The following is a 15,773-nucleotide window of genomic DNA, read 5'->3' on the forward strand; positions in this document are numbered from 1 at the left end:
GGAAACCTCGTTTCGTGGAAGAGTCTGGTTATCATTATCGAATGAATATGGGCCAATGTCAAGATCCACGGCCAAACAAAACCCCAGGTTTCTGATACCCGGGGTTTTTGTCAACGATGACTTTCGGACAAAGCTTTCAGATCCTGATAGTATTTTAATTGCTCGGCCGGTACCATCCGGTTTAAGCCGCTGGGATTGGGCAGCAAAAAGTCGGTTACTCCCTCTACCACGCCAGGTTCTTGAATCCCCCAATTGCATTCCCTGCGGCCAGAGAGATATTTATAAATATCCTTGCCCAGATAGGCTGCTATCAAAGGACGGTAATGCCGGAGCAGTTCCAGTAAGTCTGCCGCCCCGGCCCTTAATTCCTCAGGGCGTAATTCGGAAGCGGCGGCAGTGGGGCGCGGCACAATATTGGTGATTCCAAAACCAAGCTTTAATAAAAGCGCATCTTCTTCCGCCCGCATTTTTGCCGGAGTCAAGCCGGACTCGTAAAGAAAACGCCAAAAACGATTGGAGTGCCCGGCAAAATGATGGCGGACGGCGGCGCTCCGCAAGCCGGGATTGATCCCAACGAATAAAATGGTCAGATCCTCCCGTAACAGGTTGGGAAGGATCAACTCTGTGCTACCCAACCTGAGTCTCCGGTTCTTGCGATCGACTATTCGCCCGCTGGCTCCATTTGCCGCATTTATCGCCGATACAGGCCACCAGTAGGCCGGATTGCCGCATCTCCACCACTTCGCATTGATTGGAGCAACCCTCGCAGTCAAAACTCTGGGTGGCTACCGGCTCCATCAGCAACTTCAGCCCTTTAAACTTGGAAGAACTTTTACAGGCGAGCATCTCGTCCCGGGCCAGCAAAGCTGCGCCCACTGCGCCCATCACGTCAAAATGTTCCGGAATGACCAGCGGACAATTTAAAGCTTCTTCAAAAGCCTGCCGGATTCCCAGATTGGCGGCGACTCCTCCTTGAAAGATCACCGGCGCCTTCAATTCCTTCCCCTTCCCCAGATTGCCGAGGAAGTTCCGAACCAGAGCCCGGCAAAGTCCGGCCAGAATATCCTCTAGTTTGTGTCCCATTTGCTGTTTATGGATCATATCCGATTCGGCAAAGACCGCGCATCGACCGGCAATCCGTACCGGATGCCTGCCCTGGGCGGCGCGCATGCCCAGCTCCTCAATGCCAATGCTTAAGCGGGCCGCCTGCTGATCCAGGAATGATCCGGTACCCGCGGCGCAGACCGTATTCATGGCAAAGTCATACACTACGCCGTCACGGATCAAGATTAATTTCGAATCCTGGCCGCCGATTTCAATAATGGTTTGAACCGTTGGCTCCAGATTCAAACAAGCTACCGCGTGAGCGGTGATTTCATTTTTAATCAGATCCGCCCCTACCATCTTGCCGATGAGTTGCCGGCCAGACCCGGTTGTACCGACGCCGGCAATGGTCAAGTCCGGGAATTCCGAGCCGAGACGGGATAAGCCCTCCTGAACCGAACCCACCGGGTTGCCCTGAGAACGAAGGTAGAGCTTGCGGAGGAGCTCCCCCCGCTGATTCAACAACACCAGATTGGTGCTGACCGAACCTACGTCAATACCGAGATAAGCTTGCAAGACGAATTCCCTCCAGACGCTTTGCGTTTCTTCTGCCGCAGTAAATCAATGAAAGCCTCCAACCGGGTTTGAACCCCGGCCTCAGCCGAATGTTCATCAATGATGATCGACAGCACGGGGATGGACAGTTCCCGCGAGACCGTCGGTAAAACTTGCATCGCGACAATCTCGGGCATACAGGTAAAGGGAGCCAGTTGAATCACGCCGTCGAAACGATTGACCCCCGCCTCGACGGTGTGGGCGACCGTCTCCAGTCCGTGTCCCCCCACAAAATTGTGTAAGTAAGGTTTGGCCATCTGTCGCCATTGCCGGTCCCAATCCGGCCGGATAATACTAAAAACCAATTGATCCCGGATCCAGTCGCTCAAATAAATGGTACGGTCCACCGCTACACCCATTTCGCCCAGAGTTTGCTCAATGGCGAAGTTCACGCGCGGTTCAAGCACCATATAAATTTCCCCAACCAACATGATTCGCAGGTCGGGTTCATGTTGTCGGAGCGTGACAGACTCCAATTCGAGACATGCCTGGCGCAATGTCCGGCGAATCTCCGCTTCGAGCGTTGCCTCATCCAACCGGCGGTAAAACTTTTGTTGGAGTGAAGTAGTCAATCCCGGCTGGATCTCAAGCGGCCGGATTCGGTTCGCCAGCCGGTCCACTCGATCCAGGGCCGCTACTTTCAACCATGCCAGGCGTAAAGCGCGGATGAGATCGGAAAGCGTGTTCCGGGGAAAAATGGAATGAATTCGTTCCCATAGTTGCCGAGGATGAGTCTTGGGCGCCTCTAAAAGCAAAAATTGAACGTCGTATCCTAAATCGCGGAGGATTTCCCGTTGTACCTCTCCATAATAGCCAAACCGGCAAGGGCCCACCCCGCCGGCCATCAAAATCATTTCCGCCCCCGCCTCCATGGCCTCAAGATAATTCCCTAGATTAACCTTCAAGGGAAAACAGGCAAATTCCGGGGCGATTCGAGCTCCTAGGGCGATGGTTCGGTCGGAAATCGGCGGGGGTACGACCGGCTCCACTCCTAGTTCTGAAAGTAAAGTTCGTAAGGGAATATAGGTATTCCCGATATGCGGGAAAGTTACCTTTAGCATGCTTTTCTCCGGTAAGTAACTAAATCGATAAAAGCTTCCAAGCGCGTGATAAAACCGGCCTCACCGCTATGTTCTTCGAAATAAAGTTTTAGCAAAGGCTTTTGGGCATCCTTGATCTTCCGTTCCAACAGATCTCCGACAATCGCTTCCGGTCCACAAGCAAAGGGCAAGACTTGAATAAAACCGTCAACCGCCGGTTCCGATGAACTCAACATCCAATCCAGCGCATCGAATTGCGATTTTCCAAGGGTCCAAAATAAATCTTTGCTCAACTTTCCCGAACCGACGCCATTAAAAAAAGGCGGGGTCATTTCAGGGGTTACGATTCGAACATCTTTTTGAGCTAAATAATCCAGTAATCCCAAGTTGAAGCAGGAATCATACAGACAATACGGGTGTCCCAGTAAGCCAAAGGTTAGCTGCCGGCCGGTGGCGGCCAAAAGATACTCTTTCATCATTTGTTGCGCCGGGGTGAGGCTGTTTTCAAGTTTTGCCGGCGACGACCAACCCAGGGAATGAACCGATTTTGTTAAACATTGCATCATATCGGTTACAATGGGTCCAACTTTCAAGACGAGCATTTTTTCCCGCAAGTGAGGCAAGGCATGAGCGACAATATCGGGAAGGCCCATAAATTTAGGACATACATAAGCAGTTTTTTCGACTCGGATGAGATGGGGAACGACAACGCGTTCTACCTTTTCGTCTAGTTCAAGAAGGTGTCCTAAGAAAATTTTCATGGGCAGGCATAACTCCTCGATACCCGCCTCCGCCCCGGCGGCAATGGTCCGCCGTTCGGTGGGTTTAGAGACGACAACCGTAGCTCCGCATTGTTTGTAAAAATCGTGCCATGTATTCCCATACCAGTAATAAAGCAGTGCCCGCGGAATACCGATTTGCAAGCGTTCTCACCTTCGATTTACAATAATTCGAAAGACCAAGCCGAGAGCGGTTCATTATCAACATTTCGCAATCTGAAATCTATTTTCCTGCTTTTTATGTTCCATTGTTGCATCAATTCTGGAAAAGGACTTTGAACTCAATGCTGAAAATGACTGCGTTTTAAAACTTCTTGCACGGCAATGGTCGTAATCCTGGCCCCATCTTCTTCGAGGTCGGCGTCATCCATTTTGCCGAGATCGCCGATTCCAATCACGATCGGAATCTGCAATCGATTAATCACATCCACCGTATCGCCTTCGACTTTGACGTGTCCTTCCGGTTCGGGATTGCCGTCCTTATCCACTGGTACCGAAACAATCTTTCCCTCACGGGTCACCGACAGATCCACGGGCACGCCTTCCACCCTTGCCGTGTTGGAAGCGACTGCAATGACCCCCAAAATTTCAATCGCCGGATGTTTCGCCAACGCTTCCAGCGCTTCTTCGCCACTGGCTTTTTCGCGCGAACCGCAATCGTCAACCATTACCAGAACCGGATCATAGGGAGTTTCTTGAACTGCTTCGGCGATATCATTCCCGGTGACAGGGGTGGGATTGCCGCCGGACAGCGAGATCGCGCGGCCTCCCACATTCTGTGCCACTTTTTCCACGACTTTTTTAGCGACTCGATCTCCATCAGTGATGACAATCACTTTTCTTTTGGTCATGAAGTTAGCTCCTTCACTTTTTTCACTAACCGGACCAAACGCCAATAACTGCCGCGAATTCCCCAAGCGACAATGGTTCTGCCAGGTGTAACCATTTTCAATCTCCGCGATAAAAAACCTCCGATACGGGTGATCCAATTAATCGTGGCGAGTGTATCAAAGAAACGCCATTCTTTTAAATTCGCCCGTTCATGTAAAATAAAATAAAGCGTCTCCAGGCTCAACGAACGTTGGGATCCGAAACCCAAGACATAAACTTCATTTCCGTGCGGGTCCTTTCCCATATAAAGGGGGATACCCCGATCCGAGGAGTCAGCCTTATCAAACTCCCCTAGAGAGGTAATCTCTCGAACCGTCGGAATTCGCTCCATGGGTAGTCGGTTCAGATGCAAATATGCAGCAATAATCGACGAATGAGCCCGCCCATAACAAAAATAGAAGATTTTCATTTTGACCGGTCTCTCGCAATCGATTGAAGTGTCCGCCGGACGATGGTAACCAAAAATGGGAAAGAAATTATGGTGCCGAAGGTGACCATCGGTCTCCCGATCTTTACCCATCCCATGGCGCGAGAGGAAAACCCTCCAGTCACCATGAATGGATTGAATAGTTGGACGCAACTTACAAAAAGATAATCCTTCGGGTCTTCTCCATTCAACCGGAGAAACTCCGTTATCAAGTGAATGACAAGGCGGGGAGAGTTTCTCCTTCCTAAAACAAACACCTCGTTACCATCCGCATCATCGCCGACTTTGATTAGTTTGCCATGTTGAATACTGGTGGTGCGATCGAAGTATGGGATCCGTTGAAAATCGGAAAAATGCGGCAACCGATCTTTCGGGATAATCCCCAAATGAATCGCAGCAGCTGTGGTCGACGCATGCGCTCCTCCGTAACAATGATAAACAATCTTCAAGAAGATTCCCCGTTATGATCGGGATCGGAAGGATCATTTTTCCGTTTTTCCTCTGATTTCTCACCCAAGGCTCCGGCAAACTCTCTGCGGATACTCTTCAATCCGCTATGATTCAACAAGAGAAATAACCCAATGCCGCCGAGCGCCGCCACCACAATCCAAAAGGTATTTCGCATGCCGCCCCGGTTGACGACGCCGGCGCCAACATTGCCATATAACACATCTTTGGCGGCAGCCGCGAATAGACTTGCCCCACGTTCAGCAGCAGCTTTGCTGTTCGTATGTGAGCCTATTTCAAGCAGCATGGTCCGCGGGCCTAAATCCTGATTGTACTTTCCTCTGCCGTAAAAAATTCCTTTGATCAAACCAGGCGCTTTTTTGTCGACCGAGGCTTTAATCTGTTTGGCAAAATCATTGGAAGCTTGAAAATTAGGATTTTGTCTGCCTACCACCAATTGAACCTGAGTCACGTTTTCTTTATTAACGACCGCGGCATACTCTTGGCGGGGAACCGCGTCGCGATGGACATCCAGCAGAACCGTCGGTTGCTGTTTCAAGAGCTGGGCAGCGGTCCGCCTCGAACGATCATACGCCAGTGCGTCATGAGGGTCATGGGGGACTTTTGAATGAACCACCGGCACTCCCAACTTTTCAAATGACCTGGTTAGCGTGTCTCCAACTTGGAATATGCCGCCGTTCCCTCTCTTACTGGAGACTCCGTCGCCCTCAACATAGGATTCGTCGGAATGAGTATGATAGATGGCAATGGGTCCCCTTTGCTTTACCTCCGAACGAAAGAAATCCCCCCGAAACAGGCTTGACAGGAAACCTATGACTTCAGTCCAGGCACTCACTTTCAAGGCATCGGACTTTACCATCTTCACCTTGGCCAGGTTTCCGGAGACCCGGTACACCCTAAAAAGTTGGTTTTTACTGTTAAGGTATTCGTCTCCCACCACCACTTCATGTGCCGTCCGGGTGATAACCTGCCCGTGATTATCTTTTAAGGTCATATACTTTTGATTGAGTTCGCTCTCGCCTAAGGCCGCGGCCGTAAACATTAAGCATAATAGAATGGCGACGCCGATTGAACCGATCCAACGTTTCATTTTTCTTCCTCCTTTCCCGTGCCCTCCGGGTGATCAAGCGCTTCCCGCAATTCCGCGGGACGCTCCTCCCGCACCGGGCCTCCTTGCAAAGCCTCTCTACCTTCACCGATGATCTCCGCCAGCAGCACCGCCAGGATGCTGGCCACTACAATCGTATCGAACGCGCCCGCGCCCCCGATCAATACTGGAGCGGAAATTCCCAATCCGATGACCTCAAAGAAACGAACCACATCCATGGCGATCAATCCGACTGTTGCGATGATAAAGGCCAGCCGCCGGGATCGGCCGACCACATAGGCAATGACCGCCGAGAGAATCGCCCATAAATATTGCGGTTCAATGATCCCGGATTTCGTATCGAACCGATAGAGTCGGCTCACCCCGTACAGAACGCCGACCGTTACCACAATTCCGATGAGGGAGCGGAGCCATTCCTTGGCTGAACCGGCTTTAATCAAAACGTAAATGGCTAATCCCAGCGGCAGGAGCGCTCCTCCGATATTGAGGGTGACTTTGGGATTACTCCAAACCGGAATATCGATAAAGCTGCCGACGACTAAAGCGCCGATAAAGATCAGACCACCCCGGTCGCTCAGATACAGGCGATCCAATACTTGATGCGCCATTCCCAGAAAGATCAAGATACCCACTACGACTAATAACAGAACCCCAATCATCTTTCCGACCTCCTTTACTCTACAATAGATTCTCCTGCGGAACTGTGCTTATGCTCGAATTTGAAAGGAAGTAAACAGTTTATTTGCCAGAAAAGTCGGAGCAATGCCAGAAGCTGGTTTGAGGAGTGTGATGTTTTGGTTAACCCCGAACGACACGGTAACTGCAGCTAAAAAGTTCGGAGATCCTGCTGGAGTTCCTGGATAATTTTCCGAAGCTTCCGGCCGATGGTCCGAAGTTTCAGGATGGTCTTCCAAAGCTTTCGGAAGGCCGTCCGAAGTCCCCGGAAAGTCCTCCCGGAACCCGGGCGGGACATCCGAAGCCTTTGGAAGGAAGGGAAGGGACGATCGCTTTCTTGCCGAAGCCTCCGGAAGATATTCCCGGTACTTTCTCCGTTTTAGATAGAGGTCCTGAACTGATTCTCCAGGTTCAGAGAGACCATGGGAGGGATTCGAGAAAAGTACGGAACAAAGTAAAAACCCGGGGCTTTGGTTGGCCCCGGGTCGGATCATCAGGCAAGTAGATTGCAGATTCAATGAATTTATTTTTTTATAAAAGCACCGAGATTTTGGGAAAAGTTATCTTCGGATTGTTGATTTAAAAACTCGTCCGTTTCTTGCTGGTCTTGATCCTGGGCTACTTCTTTGAGGCTCACCGAAACTTTCCGGTTGGCGGTATCGATCTTCAGGATTTTAACCCGAACCTCTTCGCCGACTTTTAAAACCTCGTCCGGCTTGCTGATTCTGCGATCGGCAATTTGCGAGATATGAGCCAGCGCGTCGATTCCGGGCGCCAGCCGGATGAATGCCCCAAAGCTCTCCAGGCGGACAACAGTTCCCGGATAGACTTCGCCTTCAGCGAAGTTCAGGATGGCGGAATGCCAGGGATGTTCCTGGATCTGTTTGATCGATAGCGAAATCCGCTTGGCGGCAGGATCCACTTTGGTCACCAGGACCTCAACCCGTTCGCCGACCTTTAATACTTCCTGGGGATGCTTTACCCGGTTCCAACTGAGTTCCGAGACATGGACCAAACCTTCCACACCCGAGCCGAGATCGACGAAAGCGCCAAAATCAGCCAGCCGGGTGACAGTTCCCTGACGCCGCTCGCCCTCGGTGATGGTAGCGAAAATTTCGGCCTCCGCCTTTTGCCGCTCGGCTTCCAACAGCACCCGGCGGGAAACCACCACCCGTTTCCGGGAACGTTCGAATTCAATGATTTTTACTTGAATCTCCTGTCCCACCAGAGAATTGAGATCCTTTTCAAATCCCAAGAAAGCCTGGGAAGCAGGCATGAATGCTCTTATCCCGCTGACGGATACGGAAAAACCGCCCTTGACGGCTTCAGAAACCTTCCCGTCCACCACCCGTTCCTGCTGAAAAGCTTCTTCCAGCTGAAACCAGACCTGTTGTTGGTCGACCAACCGTTTTGAGAGCAGGATTTTATCCTCGGATCCGGTCTTGGTGACCATCACTTTAATTACATCGCCCACTTTGACGAGTTCCTTGGCGGAATTCACCGGTTCGGCTGTCAATTCTGCGAGCGGAATCGTTAAGTCGGATTTGCCGCCGATATCGACGAAAACGGTATCATCACGAACTAAGATGACTTTTGCATCGATGATCTGTCCGGGAGTGAGTTCTCGAAAACGATCTTCCGGCCAATCGTAATTCATAACCTCCTGTTCTTCCCCATCCTGAACCGCCATTTGATTCTCTTTCGTTTCGATAGATTCCGCAGACACTGCTTGTTTACCCCCTAAATTCCTTATTTTCTGGATCACTTCATCTATTTGATGGTCCGGGGTTGAAGCGCCGGCAGTAACTCCTACTTGCTGCACCCCTTCGAACCATTCCGGCTTTAATTCATTGCTGGATTCCACTTGATGGGTCGGTGTACCGGAAGCCTGACTGATCTCGGTCAATCGTTTCGTATTGGCGGAGTTCCTGCCGCCGACCACGATCATGATATCCACTTTTTTACTCAGTTCGGCCGCTTCCTGCTGGCGTTGGGAAGTTGCCAGGCATATCGTGTTAAAAACCCGGACTTCTTTGGTTTGTGCAATTAACTCCGAAACGAGCCTTTGGTATCCGGCAATGTCCTGAGTGGTTTGGCTGATGACTCCGACTTTGGGCCCGATCCCGGACTCCGGCAGAGCCTCCTGGCCGTGGATCACGAAAGCGTTGCCGCCCACTGACTCCAAGACCCCGGCCACCTCCGCGTGTTCTTTTTCGCCAAAAATAATCACCTGATAGCCTTGGTCGACGAGAAACACCGCCAGTTGTTGAACGTTTTTCACAAATGGGCATGTCGCATCGACAATTTCTAAATTTTGGGCGGCCGCTTCGCGGTAAACACCCGGTCCAACGCCATGGGAACGAATCACTAACCGGCCTGCCGGCAAATTGCGGATATTGTCAATGACTTGGAGGCCGTTTTGTTCCAATTCCTCCACGACTGCCGGATTATGGATCAAGGGACCCAGGCAAAAAACCGGCGCGGACCGATCTTGGAGCGCCTTCTGCACCATCTCCAAAGCCCGTTTGACCCCGAAACAAAAACCGGCTGACTTTGCAAGGATGATTTCCATCGGCGCCGGCTAAACCGGCTTCGCCCCCTTTTCAAGCGCCATGCTCATCAATCTTTCGATTACCTCCTCAATCGTGAGTGAGGTCGTATCAAGCAGGATCGCATCCGGCGCCTGACGTAAAGGATTGACTTGCCGGGTGCTATCAAACAAATCGCGCTTCCGGATCTGGTCCGTCAATTCCGCAAGATCGGTTTGAATCCCTTTTGCTTGCAGCTCCAACCAACGCCGCTTCCCACGTTCTTCGGCGGAAGCGGTTAAGAAAACCTTCAATTCAGCGCCCGGCAGGACAACCGTGCCAATGTCTCTTCCATCCATGACGACTCCCGAAGCGTCCGCCATTTTGCGTTGTAAATTAACCATGGCTTCGCGAACTCCGGCCACTGCCGCCACCACTGATACGTTACTGGTCACCTCCAGGCTGCGGATGGCTTCGCTTTCATCGTTGCCATCGACAATGACCCGTAATTCGGGCTGTCCGCAAACGCCTTTCTTGTACTGTAATTGAATCTGAATCGTATGCGCCAATAAAGTCAGTTCTGCTTCGTTTTGGAGATCGAGCCCGAGCTGCAAGGCTTTTAGAGTGACAGCCCGATACATCGCTCCGGAATCAATGTAAATATAATTGAAACGTCCCGCTATTGCCTTGGCAATCGTACTTTTGCCCGATCCGGCAGGGCCGTCGATTGCAATCGCAATCTCTTTGGACATCGGTAACCTCCATTTGCGGAAGATTAATCTTGTTCCTCGGGGTCGGAGAGATCTTCCCGGCCCTGATGCACGATCCGCAAAGTCTTTTCTAACTGTTCTTCCAACTGCCGCAGAATTTGCTCCGCATACTGCACGGCACCGCTCTCAACCTGCTCTGCTTCCTGCTTGGCCTGGAGCATAAGTTGTTCAGATTCCTGTCGAGCATAGGTAACCAATCGTTCGGCTTCCTCTTTGGCACGGATAACAATCTGGTCTTCGTTGATCAATCGTTGGGCATAGGCTTCAGCTTCCCGCAAAATGCGTTTGGCCTCTTCTTGGGCTTGTTCCAAATAACGTTCCTTTTCCCGGCTGACCCATTCGGCTTCTTTGATCTCTTCAGGGACCGCCGAACGAATCTTCTCCAACAGCTCCTCCAATTCGTCGATATCCACCATTACCTTTCCCGCGATTCGAAAATTGGAAGCAATCAAATCTTCAAGATGATCCAAAAGCATCATGATATTCATCATTGACCTTCGACTCCTAAGTAATTGAGAATTTATTGACTAAGGCCGCTGCGACTTCCGGCGGCACCAGATCCTTGATTTCGCCGCCAAATTGGACCACTTCCTTTACCATGCTTGAACTCAAAAATGAATATTCATTTTTGGTCATCATGAACATCGTTTCGATCTCCGGGGCCATTCTTTTGTTATTCAGCGACATTTGAAACTCAATCTCGAAATCCGAAATTGCCCGCAAGCCTTTGATAATCAAGTTTCCTTGCACCGCCCGGACAAAATCCACCAATAATCCGCTAAAGAATAGGACTTCGACATTGGGGAGATGCCGGGTAGCGCTTTTAATCAATTCCACCCGTTCTTCCGCCGTGAAAAGCGGTTTTTTATTCGGATTCTTCAGTACCCCCACAATCACCGATGGAAATAACTGGGCCGCCCGTTCAATAATGTCGATATGCCCATAAGTAATGGGATCAAAACTGCCCGGACATACTGCTTTCACCGAATTCTGATTGATTGTCATCAAACTGTACCTTTCGTTGTTTATTGATTGTCTATTTTAAAAAAAGTCAATCCGATATCGCCATAGTTGCGTTCATCAAATAATTTCAAACGTATCCCCTCAAACCGAACGTCCCGAGGGTGCTCAGCCACCAATTGACCATGAGGCTTGAGCAGGTTCAAGTCGGCGATGGCATTGATGGTGTCCGTCAAAAGTCCGGCTTGAAAGGGCGGATCTAGAAAAATTAGATCAAATGTCATTCCTTCCCTGTCGAACAATTTTAATGCCCGGGACGCCGGAAGATGGAGAATCCGTGGACGATCCTCCGTCAAAAGAATTTTGCAGTTTTCCTGGATCAATCGAATGCTGGATAAATTTTCATCGACCATCGTCACCGCAGTGGCACCTCGACTAAAAGCTTCGATACCGATGGCGCCGGTTCCGGCAAAAAGGTCCAAAAAAGCGGCATCCATGATCTTGATTCCGATGATATTAAATAAAGCTTCCTTAACCCGATCGGCAGTGGGACGCACCCCTTTATGTTTGGGGCCGTTAATGGCCCGCCCCCGATACTTTCCCGCAATTACTCTCATTGTGAGGGTAAGGCCACGATTCCGAGAGTATACGGACCACCGTGGGAGCCGACAATCGGGCCAATCGTATTCGTGAAGGATTCGGCGATCACCAGCCGGGATTCGGCCGTCTTTTGCAAAATGAGACCCAATTCAGGGAGATCGGTATGAAGAAAGCAGATTAGAAGTGGTTGGGAGCCAAATCGTTCCACCAGATGGTTGACAATTTGTGACGCTACCTTCTGAAAGTGACCTCGTATTTTTTCCACCGGAACAATAATCCCTTTTTCAATGGCGAGAATCGGTTTAATGTTAAGCAAACCTCCCAGCAAGCTTGAAGCCTTGCCGATTCTTCCGGTCCGATGCAAATATTCTAAACTGTTTACTGTAAAATAAACGCCTACTTGCTCTTTCCATTTTTCGATGTTTTCCATGATAAGTGCCGGTAAGGCTCCATTTATCGCCAAACGCGCCGCTTTTAAAGCGATTAAGCCCAAACCGGCCGAAACATTGCGGGAGTCGATAACATGAACTTGGATATCTTTTTCGAGCATTTCCGCAGCCAATTCTGCCGAACGGGCAGTGCCGCTCATCTCTTTTGAAATGTGCAGCGAAATGATGGTGTCTCCTGGTTTGGCGATCTGCTGATAAACCTTTAAGAATTCTCCTGGCGCCGGTTGTGAAGTATTGGGCAGGAGATCCTCATTACGAAGCCGATTGTAAAACTCCTCGCTCCAGATATCCTCCCCATCTTTTAATACCTCATCGCCGAAATGAATATTTAATGGAACAACCTTGATTCCAAATTCTTTAATGACCTTTCCCGGTAAGTCCGCGGTACTGTCGGTCACGATATGTACCGTCATCAGAACACCCCTTATTCTACGGAAAAGAAATAATAGTATAATGGCTGGCCGCCGTAATACAGCTCGATCTCGGCCTGGGGGTAGGATTCTTCCAAGTGGTTTAATAAATTTTGCGCCGTAGCCGCAGTAACTTCAGCGCCATAATAAATAGAGATTAAGCCGCTGTTCGAATTGGGGATCTGCTTTAGCGTCGCGGCGACGACTTCCTCCGGAGTGTTTCCGGAGAAAACGACGTTACCATTAACCAAGCCGATGGTATCACCTTGCCTGATCTCTAAATTTGCAATTGTTGTGTTCCGTACCGCATAAGTAACTTCGCCGGTGATCAGCGATCGCCCTTTCTCCGTCATGCTTTCCACATTCTCGTCCAGGCTTTTATCATCAGAAAAGCTTAGCATCGCTGCTAAACCTTCCGGAATACTTTGGGTTGGGACCACGCGCACTTTTTTATTATTGACCAAGTCCTGTACATGCGAGGCCGTCATTACGATGTTACTGTTATTAGGGAGAATAATGACCTCTGAAGCGTTCAACGAAGAAACTGCTTTCGCCAAATCTTCAATGCTGGGATTCATCGTCTGGCCGCCATTCACAATGCCTTGCACTCCCAGGCTCCTGAAGATCTTTTCCAAGCCATCCCCGGCAGCCACCGCTATAATGCCAATCCGCCCGTTACCTTGCTCCGCGATTTGCTTGGCCAGTCTTTGCTGGCTTTGCTCGATCATATTATGAATCTGGATCTCGAACATCTCGCCGAAACGCACGGCGAAATCCAGAATCAGACCAGGATTGTTCGTATGAATGTGGATCTTTACAGTGTTTTCATCCCCTACGACCAATAAGCAGTCGCCATGCGGACTGAGGCTGTTTTTAATATGTTCTAAATCCAGTTCTTTCCCTTTCAAAATAAATTCAGTGCAATATTGAAAATTAATCTCGGAATCGGGAAGCAACTCGTTGGCGGTATACGACGAAACACTCTTCACATGGTCGCTGGTACTCAACACTTCCTGGGGAAACTCCGGGAAAGACTCTCCGTTCATTTGCCGGGCGATCCCTTCGGTAAACCACACTAATCCTTGTCCGCCGGCATCAACGACTCCCGCTTGTTTTAAAACTGGAAGCATCTCCGGTGTCCGGGCCAGAATTTTCCGGGCGTGTTGGTATATTTCCATCATGAATTGGGATAATGGAATGTCACGCACCACATTTTCTTCAGCGAACTTGGCCATCTCCCGGATAACAGTCAGAATCGTACCTTCTACCGGTTGGCGAACCGCTTGATAAGATAAGGTATAAGCTCCTTGAATCCCCAATGCCAACTCATACTTGGTCAGTTTTTCCAAATCTTTCGGTAATGCCTTAACAAATCCTCGAAAAAACTGGGATACAATCACACCGCTATTTCCTCGGGCTCCCATCAAAGCGCCGTATGCTGCAGACTCTAATAGATCAATCACCCGTAATGACTGGTTGTTGTTGAGTTCCCGCAATGCCGACTGAAAGGTCAAATACATATTGGTTCCGGTATCACCATCGGGTACCGGAAACACATTCAAAGCATCCACTTCCGCTTTATGATTATAAAGACTTGTCGTTCCAGAAGCAATTAGTTGTTTTATTTGTATACTATCGATCGCTTCCTGCAGCAACAGAGTGCCCCCTTACCGAATCACTTTTTATTTGTACGTACACTTTGGACTATCACATTCACTTTGGAAATTTTCAAACCAAGCTGCGTTTCGACCGCATATTTGACGCTTTCAATGACATTATTTGCCACTTCTTTGATTCGGACTCCATATTCAACGATGATCGATAAGTCAATATAAACCTGTTCATCATCATTGATGGTGACTTCAATGCCCTTGGTTAAATTGTCTTTTCCAGTTAACAATTCGGAAATACCATCCTGGATATTCCGCGAAGCCATACCAATCACACCGAAACACTGTAAAGTGGCGATTCCCGCAACCATTGCAATCGCATTATTCGAGATGTTGACAAGACCTAAAGGACGACTTTGAGAAGACTTAGTCGTTTCCGACACGCCTTTCCCTCCTTATTTCGCGCCAAAAATTTGAGCACAACCGGAAATATTATTCGCGATAAAAAAACTTTTTCCTTCAATTTTAAAAAATGATGAATTATTGAGTCGCTTTATTTAATTCAACCAATAATTCATCCACTGGTATGTTATGCATTTTCGCGCCATTTTCGATTGTTTCCATGGTCATGCCCATGCATCCTGCACAACCCATGCCGAAATGTTCGAAAATTGCCGAAGCTTCGGGACATATCCGTAGCACGTCGATAATTCGAGTTTCTTTCGTTATCATCATATCACTCCTTGCTAAAACCAGAGCGTTGAACGCCAAACTTGAACTATCGATTTGTTAACACTTAAACGTATCATACCACAAACCGATACTCCATGAATACCTGATTAGCACTATCTTTATGAATAAATTTCGCGGTTTTCCAATTAAATTCCTCCTGTTTTTTCAAAATGTTCGCCTTGTCTCATGTTTACCAAGGAATCCTCCGCCCTATGTGGACCACCTCCGTAAGAACTTAGAGATTAATTCTGGTTTTAAAGATATACTTCTTTCATATATAAAGGTTTGTCTAACTTTCCGCTTGTCAGTAAGATTTCTTTATGGTAAAATTAGTTTGCTTTAAAAAAAGCATGTTATGATGGAGGTGTATCAATTGTCTAACCGTTGTTCAATCTGTGGCAAAGGCCACCAAACAGGGAATCTGGTGAGCCATTCAAATATTAAGACTCATCGTCGCTGGAAAGTTAATTTGTGCTCGGTCAAAGCCATTGTTGACGGCTCTACTCGCCGAATCAGAGTGTGTTCCCGCTGCTTGCGTTCGAACAAGGTAAAGAGGGCTATCTAGTACTATAATTTTAAAAAAGACCTACGGGTCTTTTTTGTTTTTGCCGTTCAATTTTACAGATAATTTCGGAATATTTTGTACACCAAACGGGGGTGTTTCGGC

The 15,773-nt window shown here is 49.1% G+C and carries 19 protein-coding genes; 1 reads left to right on the forward strand and 18 read right to left on the reverse strand.

The genetic code is table 11. The features are described from left to right. Nucleotides 1–110: 110 nt before the first annotated feature. The 18 genes from EDC14_RS11075 to EDC14_RS11160 form a co-directional block, all read right to left on the reverse strand. Nucleotides 111–635, reverse strand: a complete 525-nt coding sequence (locus EDC14_RS11075) for a mismatch-specific DNA-glycosylase (RefSeq protein ID WP_243662900.1) — start codon at nucleotides 633–635, stop codon at nucleotides 111–113. Beyond that, on the reverse strand, nucleotides 628–1,620 hold the full coding sequence (locus EDC14_RS11080; protein ID WP_132014358.1) for an acyl-CoA dehydratase activase: 993 nt from the start codon (nucleotides 1,618–1,620) through the stop codon (nucleotides 628–630). The genes EDC14_RS11075 and EDC14_RS11080 overlap by 8 nt, the downstream gene beginning before the upstream one ends. After that, nucleotides 1,593–2,513, reverse strand: coding sequence for a 2-hydroxyacyl-CoA dehydratase (locus EDC14_RS11085; protein ID WP_243662901.1), 921 nt, complete (start codon nucleotides 2,511–2,513; stop codon nucleotides 1,593–1,595). Before EDC14_RS11085 ends, EDC14_RS11080 begins: the two co-directional genes overlap by 28 nt. Nucleotides 2,514–2,713: 200 nt before the next feature. After that, nucleotides 2,714–3,622, reverse strand: a complete 909-nt coding sequence (locus tag EDC14_RS11090; RefSeq protein ID WP_132014360.1) for an acyl-CoA dehydratase activase-related protein — start codon at nucleotides 3,620–3,622, stop codon at nucleotides 2,714–2,716. Nucleotides 3,623–3,759: 137 nt separating this feature from the next. Continuing rightward, nucleotides 3,760–4,329, reverse strand: a complete 570-nt coding sequence (gene spoVAEA, locus EDC14_RS11095; protein ID WP_132014361.1) for a stage V sporulation protein SpoVABEA — start codon at nucleotides 4,327–4,329, stop codon at nucleotides 3,760–3,762. Further along, nucleotides 4,326–4,778: a DUF3189 family protein gene (locus EDC14_RS11100; protein WP_165907948.1), complete on the reverse strand. Its 453-nt coding sequence runs from the start codon at nucleotides 4,776–4,778 to the stop codon at nucleotides 4,326–4,328. The genes spoVAEA and EDC14_RS11100 overlap by 4 nt, the downstream gene beginning before the upstream one ends. After that, on the reverse strand, nucleotides 4,775–5,245 hold the full coding sequence (locus tag EDC14_RS11105; RefSeq protein WP_165907949.1) for a DUF3189 family protein: 471 nt from the start codon (nucleotides 5,243–5,245) through the stop codon (nucleotides 4,775–4,777). Before EDC14_RS11105 ends, EDC14_RS11100 begins: the two co-directional genes overlap by 4 nt. After that, nucleotides 5,242–6,306, reverse strand: a complete 1,065-nt coding sequence (gene spoIIP, locus EDC14_RS11110) for a stage II sporulation protein P (RefSeq protein ID WP_165907950.1) — start codon at nucleotides 6,304–6,306, stop codon at nucleotides 5,242–5,244. The genes EDC14_RS11105 and spoIIP overlap by 4 nt, the downstream gene beginning before the upstream one ends. Before the next feature lie 44 nt (nucleotides 6,307–6,350). Beyond that, nucleotides 6,351–7,031 carry a DUF1614 domain-containing protein gene (locus tag EDC14_RS11115; RefSeq protein WP_132014364.1) on the reverse strand — a complete coding sequence of 227 codons (681 nt, stop codon included), beginning with the start codon at nucleotides 7,029–7,031 and terminating at the stop codon, nucleotides 6,351–6,353. Nucleotides 7,032–7,570: 539 nt separating this feature from the next. After that, on the reverse strand, nucleotides 7,571–9,619 hold the full coding sequence (locus tag EDC14_RS11120) for a bifunctional 4-hydroxy-3-methylbut-2-enyl diphosphate reductase/30S ribosomal protein S1 (protein WP_132014365.1): 2,049 nt from the start codon (nucleotides 9,617–9,619) through the stop codon (nucleotides 7,571–7,573). 9 nt (nucleotides 9,620–9,628) lie between these two features. Continuing rightward, nucleotides 9,629–10,327: a (d)CMP kinase gene (cmk, locus tag EDC14_RS11125; protein ID WP_132014366.1), complete on the reverse strand. Its 699-nt coding sequence runs from the start codon at nucleotides 10,325–10,327 to the stop codon at nucleotides 9,629–9,631. Nucleotides 10,328–10,350: 23 nt separating this feature from the next. Continuing rightward, the gene (locus EDC14_RS11130; protein WP_132014367.1) at nucleotides 10,351–10,836 is read right to left on the reverse strand and encodes an ATP synthase subunit B family protein; all 486 of its coding nucleotides are present in this window, start codon (nucleotides 10,834–10,836) and stop codon (nucleotides 10,351–10,353) included. Between the two features lie 13 nt (nucleotides 10,837–10,849). Continuing rightward, nucleotides 10,850–11,350 (reverse strand): pantetheine-phosphate adenylyltransferase, encoded by a 501-nt coding sequence (gene coaD / locus EDC14_RS11135; protein ID WP_132014368.1) that lies wholly within the window; start codon nucleotides 11,348–11,350, stop codon nucleotides 10,850–10,852. A 20-nt stretch (nucleotides 11,351–11,370) separates the two neighbouring features. After that, on the reverse strand, nucleotides 11,371–11,922 hold the full coding sequence (gene rsmD, locus EDC14_RS11140; protein ID WP_132014369.1) for a 16S rRNA (guanine(966)-N(2))-methyltransferase RsmD: 552 nt from the start codon (nucleotides 11,920–11,922) through the stop codon (nucleotides 11,371–11,373). Further along, the gene (locus EDC14_RS11145) at nucleotides 11,919–12,767 is read right to left on the reverse strand and encodes a DegV family protein (RefSeq protein WP_132014370.1); all 849 of its coding nucleotides are present in this window, start codon (nucleotides 12,765–12,767) and stop codon (nucleotides 11,919–11,921) included. The genes rsmD and EDC14_RS11145 overlap by 4 nt, the downstream gene beginning before the upstream one ends. A gap of 11 nt (nucleotides 12,768–12,778) precedes the next feature. Next, entirely contained in the window at nucleotides 12,779–14,419 is a 1,641-nt protein-coding gene (locus tag EDC14_RS11150; RefSeq protein ID WP_165907951.1) for a DAK2 domain-containing protein, read from the reverse strand. 20 nt (nucleotides 14,420–14,439) lie between these two features. After that, nucleotides 14,440–14,817 carry an Asp23/Gls24 family envelope stress response protein gene (locus EDC14_RS11155; RefSeq protein WP_243662902.1) on the reverse strand — a complete coding sequence of 126 codons (378 nt, stop codon included), beginning with the start codon at nucleotides 14,815–14,817 and terminating at the stop codon, nucleotides 14,440–14,442. Nucleotides 14,818–14,914: 97 nt separating this feature from the next. Further along, nucleotides 14,915–15,106 (reverse strand): DUF1858 domain-containing protein, encoded by a 192-nt coding sequence (locus EDC14_RS11160; RefSeq protein ID WP_132014372.1) that lies wholly within the window; start codon nucleotides 15,104–15,106, stop codon nucleotides 14,915–14,917. A 373-nt stretch (nucleotides 15,107–15,479) separates the two neighbouring features. On the opposite strand from EDC14_RS11160, the gene rpmB reads away from it, so the two are divergent. After that, nucleotides 15,480–15,671: a 50S ribosomal protein L28 gene (gene rpmB, locus EDC14_RS11165; protein ID WP_132014373.1), complete on the forward strand. Its 192-nt coding sequence runs from the start codon at nucleotides 15,480–15,482 to the stop codon at nucleotides 15,669–15,671. Nucleotides 15,672–15,773: the final 102 nt, after the last annotated feature.

Source organism: Hydrogenispora ethanolica (assembly GCF_004340685.1).
GTDB lineage: Bacteria > Bacillota > UBA4882 > UBA8346 > UBA8346 > Hydrogenispora > Hydrogenispora ethanolica.